At 67.2% G+C, this 7,257-nt stretch carries 5 protein-coding genes; all 5 read right to left on the bottom strand.

The genetic code is table 11. The annotated features are described in order from the left end of the window. Positions 1–39: 39 nt before the first annotated feature. Complete coding sequence (locus tag PXJ20_RS31690) at positions 40–2,466, bottom strand: polysaccharide biosynthesis tyrosine autokinase (RefSeq protein WP_126876299.1); 2,427 nt, start codon at positions 2,464–2,466, stop codon at positions 40–42. A gap of 20 nt (positions 2,467–2,486) precedes the next feature. After that, entirely contained in the window at positions 2,487–3,767 is a 1,281-nt protein-coding gene (locus PXJ20_RS31685) for a polysaccharide biosynthesis/export family protein (RefSeq protein ID WP_126876300.1), read from the bottom strand. A gap of 38 nt (positions 3,768–3,805) precedes the next feature. Continuing rightward, on the bottom strand, positions 3,806–4,738 hold the full coding sequence (locus PXJ20_RS31680; protein WP_413211977.1) for a glycosyltransferase family 2 protein: 933 nt from the start codon (positions 4,736–4,738) through the stop codon (positions 3,806–3,808). Between the two features lie 131 nt (positions 4,739–4,869). Then, positions 4,870–6,279 carry an undecaprenyl-phosphate glucose phosphotransferase gene (locus PXJ20_RS31675; protein WP_026121819.1) on the bottom strand — a complete coding sequence of 470 codons (1,410 nt, stop codon included), beginning with the start codon at positions 6,277–6,279 and terminating at the stop codon, positions 4,870–4,872. A 64-nt stretch (positions 6,280–6,343) separates the two neighbouring features. Next, the gene (locus PXJ20_RS31670; protein WP_421029402.1) at positions 6,344–7,087 is read right to left on the bottom strand and encodes a Crp/Fnr family transcriptional regulator; all 744 of its coding nucleotides are present in this window, start codon (positions 7,085–7,087) and stop codon (positions 6,344–6,346) included. Between the last annotated feature and the right edge of the window lie 170 nt (positions 7,088–7,257).

Genomic DNA, 7,257 nt, shown 5'->3' with positions numbered 1-7,257 from the left:
GATCGGAGCCCACCCGCGCTCCGATCCGTCCTGCCTCACTCAGTGCGTCTTGCCGTCCATCGGGCCGCCCGCCGTATAGGTGTACGCATACGCGTAATCGTAGGTGCCGTAGCGGCCGCCGTGCTTGAGCGGCATCGCGTTCATCACGCCGCCGATCACGCGCGCGTGGGCGCGCCGCAGTTTCTTGAGCGACTCCGCGATGTTGCGTTCCGTGTGCGCGCCGGCCCGCATCACGAGCACCGTCGATCCCGCGATGTTCGCCACGATCGCCGCATCGGCCACGGCGAGGAGCGGCGGGGTATCCACGATCACGAGGTCGAACTGCTGCTCGAAGCGCGAGAGGATGTCGACGAAGCGCGCCGAGGTCAGGATCTCCGACGGGTTCGGCGGATAGGCGCCCGCCGCGATGAAGTGCAGCCCGTCCACGCCTGTGGCGCGCGCGGCTTCTTCGAGGTCCATCTGGCCCGTGAGCAGTTCCGTGAGGCCGCCGTTGGGCGAGCGGCCCAGGTACTGCGCGAGGCGCCCGCGCCGCAGGTCGGCGTCGATCAACAGCACGCGCTTGCCGGATTCCGCGAGCAGCGCCGCGAGGTTCGCGCAGAGGAAGCTCTTGCCGTCCGAGGGCGCCGGGCTCGTCACCGCGACGACGCGGTTCGGCGCATCGATGAGACCGAACTGGAGCGTCGCGCGCAGCCCGCGCAGGCCTTCCACCGAGGTATCGAACGGGTGCGTCTTCACGAGCAGCGGACGCAGCGCGGGCCGCGCCGCCGGCATCACCGTTTGCGTGCCGGTGGGCAGCGACACCTGCACGGGCGCAGTCGCGGCTCCCGCGGCGCCGGCCATGTGCGGCGGGCGAATCAGCCGCGCGAGGCCGGCCGGCAGCGCCGGCAGGCCGTGCCGCGGCGTCGCGCCCCGAGGCTGTGCCGCACTTTTAGGCAACGCCGCCCGGCTCGAGCTCAGGGCGATGCGGTCGCTGCGCGCCTGTTCGAGCGACAGCGGAATTGCGCCGAAGATGGGCAGCTGATAGCGCCGCTCCACGAACTCGGGGTCGCTCACGCCCGTGAAGAAGGTGCGGCGGCAGTACGCGAACACGATGCCCGCAATCACGCCCAGCACGGTGCCCGCCGAGATGATGAGCGCCGCCTTCGGCCGCACGGGCGAGGAGGGCAGCAGCGCTTCATCGACGATATGCACGTTGCCGATCGTGCCCGCGCGCGAGATGGAAAGCTCCTGGATCTTGTTGAGCAGCGCCACGTAGATCTCTTCGGCCACCTTCGCGTCGCGTTGCAGCGACATGGCTTCGCGCTCGGAGCCCGGCAGCGTCTTGAAGTGGTCTTCGAAGCGGGCTTTTTCGCGCGAGAGCGCTTCGAGTTGCGCATCGAGCGTGCGCACTTCGGGGCTGTCGTTCGTGAAGCGTTGCAGCAGCTGGGCCCGTGCAATGCGCAGCTCGGCGATGTGCTTCTCGTATTCGAGCCCGCCGGACAGGTACATGCCCGCTTCCTGGGTCGGCTGGAACGAGCCTACGCGCTGCTGGTATCCCGAGAGCGCCGTTTCCGCGCGATGCACTTCGTCGCGTACGCGCGGCAGCTCGCTGTTGAGGAACGCGAGCATGCGGCTCGCTTCTTCCTGCGCGCGTTCGGTGCGCTCCTTCAGGTACGACGCGGCCACGGCGTTGGTGATCGCCGTGATGGCGTGCGGGTCGGTACCCATGTACGAAAGCTGCACCACGCCGGTTTCGCGGCCTTTTTCCATCACCTGGAGCCCCGAGGCGAGCCCGGCCACGGCGTCGAGCTGGTTCGCGCGCGTCACGTAGAACTCGGTGCCGGGGCGCGCCACGAGCGTGCTCACGAGTATGGAGATGCCGTTTTCCGTCGCGCGTTCGCCGGCTACGCCCGCAAGCAGCGCCTTTCCGTAGGGGTCGACCAACGTGTAGCGTCCGTCGCCCAGCGCGCGCAGCGTGAGTCGCACGCCTTCCAGCGACTTCGGCACCGTGATCGAATCCACGGCGAACTGCTCGCCGCCCCATGCGTAGGAATCCATGCCGAACCATGCCGGCAGGGGCTCGCCGGGATGTGCGAAGAACGCCGTGAGCTTGCCGAGGAACGGCATCGTCTTCGGCGCCGCGCTGAAGTTGAGCTTGAACTGCTCGACCACGGGCTCCACCACCGCGCGGCTCTTGATGATCTCGATCTCGGCGTCCGTGCGCATCGCGCCCGCGGACGGCACGAGCGAGGCGAGCGCCTGCGAGGTGCTGTTCGCGTTGTTGGCGGCGGGCTCTACCTGGATCAGCGCGTCGGCCGAATAGATGCGCGTGGCGAGGTGCGCATAGATCACGGCCGCGAGAATCACGCAGCCCGCAATGCCGATCACCCAGCCGATCTGTTCGCCGATGATGCGCAGGAGGTCGCGCATCACGGCATCTTCGTCGCTTCCCGCCGGGGCGTGCTCCAGTGTTTCGTAAGTGCTCATGTTGATGGCTCCGTTGGGTCTTAGCGCGTGAGCTGGCGGGTGAAGAACAGCGTTTCGAGCGTCGGCGTGATCTGCTGGAGCGCACGGTTAAAGCGCGCCGAGTTCGCCACCTGCACGTACACCACGTCCTTCGGCTGCAAGTCGAACTTCGTCATCAGCAGCAGCGCGTCCACCTGGGTCATGTCGAGCCGGAATACCGTGGGCGTGAGCGTGCGCGAGTTGATGACCGTGTCGCGCGTCACCGGGTTCAACAGTTTGTCCGCGCCGCGAATCACGTAGATGAAGTGCGGGTCGCCCGTCTTCACGTCGAGGCTGCCGGCGCCTGTGAGCGCGTCGGCGAGCGTGAGCTTGCCGCGGTTCATCGGCAGTGAGGTGGGCTTGGCCACTTCGCCCAGCACGAATACGCGGCTGTTCGCGCGGTCGGGCACGTCGACGATGTCGCCGTCTTTCAACAGCACGTTCTGTTGCGGGTCGCCCGTGTCGAGCAGCGCCGCGACGTCGATGGTGTAGCGCTTGCCGTTGCGCGTCACGCCCACGTTCTGCAGATCCGCATCGGCCTGGGCGCCGCCTGCGCGGTTGATCGCGTCGATCACCGAAAGCGGCAGGTCCGTGATCGACTCGGCCACTGGCGCCCGCACGCTGCCCGTCACCTGCACGATCTGGCTGTTGAAGCCCGACACGCGCACGTCGATCTGCGGGTCGCGAATGGTCTTCGCGAGGCCCTTCGTGAGGTCGTGCTGAATCTCCGCGGCGGTCTTGCCGCGCGCCTGCACGCGGCCTACGCGCGGGAAAAAGAACGTACCGTCTGCGGCAATGCGTACCGTGAGCCCGGCCTCGCCGCCACCGCCGCCCACGGTGGGCGCCGTGCCGTTGGCGATGGCGCTGCCCGCGCCTTCGCCGCCTGCGGCCGCCGCCGGGCCGCCCGCGCCGTAACCGGCATAGCCCTGCGGCAGCGGCGGCGAGCCCGCCGCGCTGCCGAAGCCTGCGCCCGTGAGTTCCGGGTGATCCCAGACGATGATGGTGAGCTGGTCGTTGATGCCCACGCGGTACTGATACTGGCCACGCGTGGCAGGCGTCACGCAGCTGAGCGGACACGTCGATTCGTTGACCGCCGCCGTCTCCTTTTTCGCGAGGTCGCGGAACCACGCGACGTCGATGGGCTGCACCGGGAAGCGGTCGGCTTCCTGCTGCGCCTGCGCACTTTCGTCGAGCCGCTTGCTGTCCAGATACGGTCCGGGCGCGAGTGAGCAGGCACAAAGCGCTATGGCCGCGCTGCCCGCGGCGAGTGTTTTGATCTTCATGTGGATGGTCCCTCTTTTTTGCAACCCCGAGCTTCTTTTCAGCTTCTTGTGTGTACGGCCTCATGCCACGCAACGCGCATGGCACACAGGCCGACCCACCACTTGCGCAAGGCGAGCGCAACCCCGTCGCGCCCCAACGCAAGTGACAACGCGCGCGCAAGCCCCGGATCCGCGCGGTTGCCTATTAGTGACGAGTAAGCGACGAACGCCCAGCGGCCTGGCGGCGACAGGTGCTCGCACATGATGAGTCTGAGATTGAAGGACGCGTTGTAGAACGCCGCGTCGCTGAACGTGAAACGCTGGTCTTCGTCGCTGCGCGGCGCCGGGTAGTGTTCCACCACGAGCGCCGGGTCATAGACGAGCTTCGCGCCGCGCTGGCGCACGTCGAGACTGAACGCCATCTCGCAGTGCACCTGTGCGCCGCTGCCGCGCAGGCGCGGATCGAAGCGCAACGCGCCGATCGCCACCCGCCGGAACGCCATGTTCACGCCCTTCAACACATGCACTTCGCGCGGCTCGCCATGCCCCAGATGGTGGTTGCCGATCGCGCGCCCATACCAGCGCACGAGGCCCACCGCCGCTTTATGTCCCTGCAGCACGCCGCCGCGCTCGTGCACGACGTCGCGTCCGCCCAGACCGCCCAACGCCGCATCCGCCGCAAATGCGGCTTCGATGCGTGCGAGCCAGTCGTCATGCGGGGCGGCGTCGTCGTCGGTGAAACACAACACGTCGCCCGTTGCCGTGTCGAGCCCGCGGTTGTACGCGGCCACGACGCCCGGCTCCCGAACCCACACCACGCGCAACGGTAAGGTGGTCTCCTGCGCGCGCAAGAAGGCATGCGTGTCATGATCGTCCGGGCGTGCCACTACCAGCACTTCGTCGGCGGTGCGGCGCTGCGCGGCGAGTGCGGCGAGGCAGCGCGCCAGATCGGCGGTGCGGCGCCACGTCGGTACGATCACGGACAGTTTCACGGCTTTTCCCCGGTGTGCTCTATGCGATGCTGTCTGCTGCCTATGCGTGGTAATGCATTGCTGCCGCGTGCCACTGCGTGGTGTAGCCCTGCGGCGACTGCTGCTGCGTGGTCTCTCTCTGCTGTGTTCTTTCAGTACGCGTTGCGGCCCGTGAAGCCCTTGAGAATCGTGACCAGCACGATCTTCATGTCGAACCAGAACGACCAGTTGTGGATATAGAAGAGGTCGAACTTCACGCGCGTTTCCATCTTCTCGACCTTGCGCGTCGCGCCGCGGTAGCCGTTCACCTGGGCCCAGCCCGTGATGCCCGGCTTGATGCGGTAGCGATGCATGTAGCCGTAGACGAGATCCTTGTAGAGGTCGTCGTGCTCGAGCGCGTGCGGGCGCGGGCCTACTACCGACATTTGTCCGAGCAGCACGTTGAAGAACTGCGGCAGCTCGTCGAGGCTCGTGCGGCGCAGGAACGCGCCGATGCGCGTCACGCGCGCGTCGCCGCGCGTGGCCTGGGTGATCTGGCCGGGCGTCTCGCGGTGCACGCTCATGGAGCGGAACTTGTAGATGCTGAACGGCTGACCGTCCACGCCCTTGCGCGTCTGCTTGAAGATCACGGGGCCAGGCGAGGTGAGCTTGATCGCCACGGCAATCGCGGCGAGCAACGGCGAAAGCGCGATGAGCGCCGCGAGCGCGAAGAGCCGGTCGAACACCATCTTCGGCCACAGCTGCGGCGGCGACACCGCAGGGGCCGTGAGATTGATGGTGGGCAGCCCGACGATGTCCACCACGCCGTGATCGAACAGCGAGATGGAGCGCACGTCCGGGATGAAGCGCAGGTTCACGAAGTCGTCGCGAAACGCGCGCATGAAGCGATAGAGCGTGTGCTCTTCGGACAGCGGCAGCGCGAGCCAGACTTCGTCGACGTGTTCGCGGCGCACCTTCGCCGCAAACGCGTCGGCATCCGTGAGCACGGGCAGCTTGCCGATGCGCTCCGCGCCGCGCTCTTCCAGCGCGTACGGGTCGGGCACGGCGCCGGCCGTGGTTGCGTCGAACACGCACACGGGCCTGAAGCCCCCTTGCGGCATGCCTTGCAGGTGCGCGACGAGCGAGCGCGCAAAACCGGGCGCGCCGACAATCGCCACCGTGCGGCAGTTGATGCCGCGGCTGCGCGCACGGCGCAGCGCGAGGTGCGCAACGAGCTTGATCGCCACGATGAGCGCGCCGGAGATCAGCGTGGAATAGCCGAACCACAGCCGCGACACCGCGTTCATCTGATGCAGCGTGAAGACCAGCATGAGGCCCGCCACCACCACGATGAGCCACGCGCACACCACGCGCATGAGCATGGCGACGAGCGGCTTGCCGCGCCACGTCTCGTACACGCCAAACGCGGGAAAGAGCAGCATGGCGAGCGTGCAGTTGAAGGCGATGAGCAGGGACTGCGTATCGGTGAGCACGATCGGCGCGGGGTAGCGCAGCAGGTACGCGAGGAGCGCGCCTGCAATGACGGCGAGCGCATCGAGACACCGGGCGACGTTGGCGAACATCATGGCGCGTTCCTCGTCCTGTTCCTGTCGTGGAGCCTCGTTCCCGTTTCCGTTCGCACGGCCGTCAACCGACGGTTTCCGCGTGGCTGGCTTCATGCAGGCGCGGCAGCAGCCGGTCGAACTCGCGCTTCACGAGCCCGTAGCATTCGCAGGCGCGCGCTTCGAGACCCTTGCGGTCCAGCACCTTGATGTGGCCGCGGCTATGGTGAATCAGCCCCTGGTCATGCAGCCGGCCCGCGGCTTCGGTGATGCCTTCGCGGCGCACGCCGAGCATGTCGGCGATGAGCTGCTGCGTGACGGTGAGTTCGTCGGAGGCCACGCGGTCCACTTCGATCAGGAGCCACCGGCACAGCTGCTTGCTGAGCGAGTGATGCCGGTTGCAGGCCGCCGTCTGCGCGACCTGCGTGAGGAGGGCGTGCATGTAGAGCAGCATCAGGCGGCGCAGGAAGTCGGAGCGCGCGAACTGCTGGCGCAGCGCCTGCGCGCTCATGCGATACGCGAAGCCCGAGCATTGCACCTGCACGCGGTTCGGCATGGTTTCGCCGCCCGTGAGCACGGGCACGCCCGTCATGCCTTCGCGTCCCACCGCGGCAATTTCCACGGAGCTGCCGTCTTCCATCGTCGAGAGCATCGAGATGATGGCGGTGGTCGGGAAATACACGTGGTGAATGCGCTGGCCGGAATCGCACAGCAGCTGTTCGGTGCGCAGGTGAACCAGTTCGAGATGCGGTGCCAGTGCCTGCCATTCGTGTGACGGCAGTGCGCCCAGCAGATGGTTACCGTGCAGGTCGGATTGAAGGGTCAACATGATCGGTCCTCGTTTGAAGCCGCGCAGCGTGCAGCTTCGCTTCTTCTTCATCCGGCGCGACTTGCACGTGTCGTGTTGCCTGCCGTCGATCGACAGGCTTTCCGTGTTCATATCGCGCCGGCCCCGTTTGGCCTCCTGTGCATGCGCCGTGGGCCCTCGGTTGCCCGGCG

It is taken from the genome of Paraburkholderia sp. A1RI_3L (assembly GCF_048957895.1).
Classification (GTDB): domain Bacteria; phylum Pseudomonadota; class Gammaproteobacteria; order Burkholderiales; family Burkholderiaceae; genus Paraburkholderia; species Paraburkholderia kururiensis.
The sequence above is the reverse complement of the archived record's forward strand: the minus strand, read 5'-3'. Positions and strand labels throughout refer to the sequence as shown.

Excerpts from the sequence above, each read along its gene's own strand:
- PXJ20_RS31690 (WP_126876299.1), bottom strand. The coding sequence starts at position 2,466 with ATGAGCACTTACGAAACACTGGAGCACGCCCCGGCGGGAAGCGACGAA.
- PXJ20_RS31685 (WP_126876300.1), bottom strand. The coding sequence starts at position 3,767 with ATGAAGATCAAAACACTCGCCGCGGGCAGCGCGGCCATAGCGCTTTGT.
- PXJ20_RS31675 (WP_026121819.1), bottom strand. The coding sequence starts at position 6,279 with ATGTTCGCCAACGTCGCCCGGTGTCTCGATGCGCTCGCCGTCATTGCA.
- PXJ20_RS31670 (WP_421029402.1), bottom strand. The coding sequence starts at position 7,087 with ATGTTGACCCTTCAATCCGACCTGCACGGTAACCATCTGCTGGGCGCA.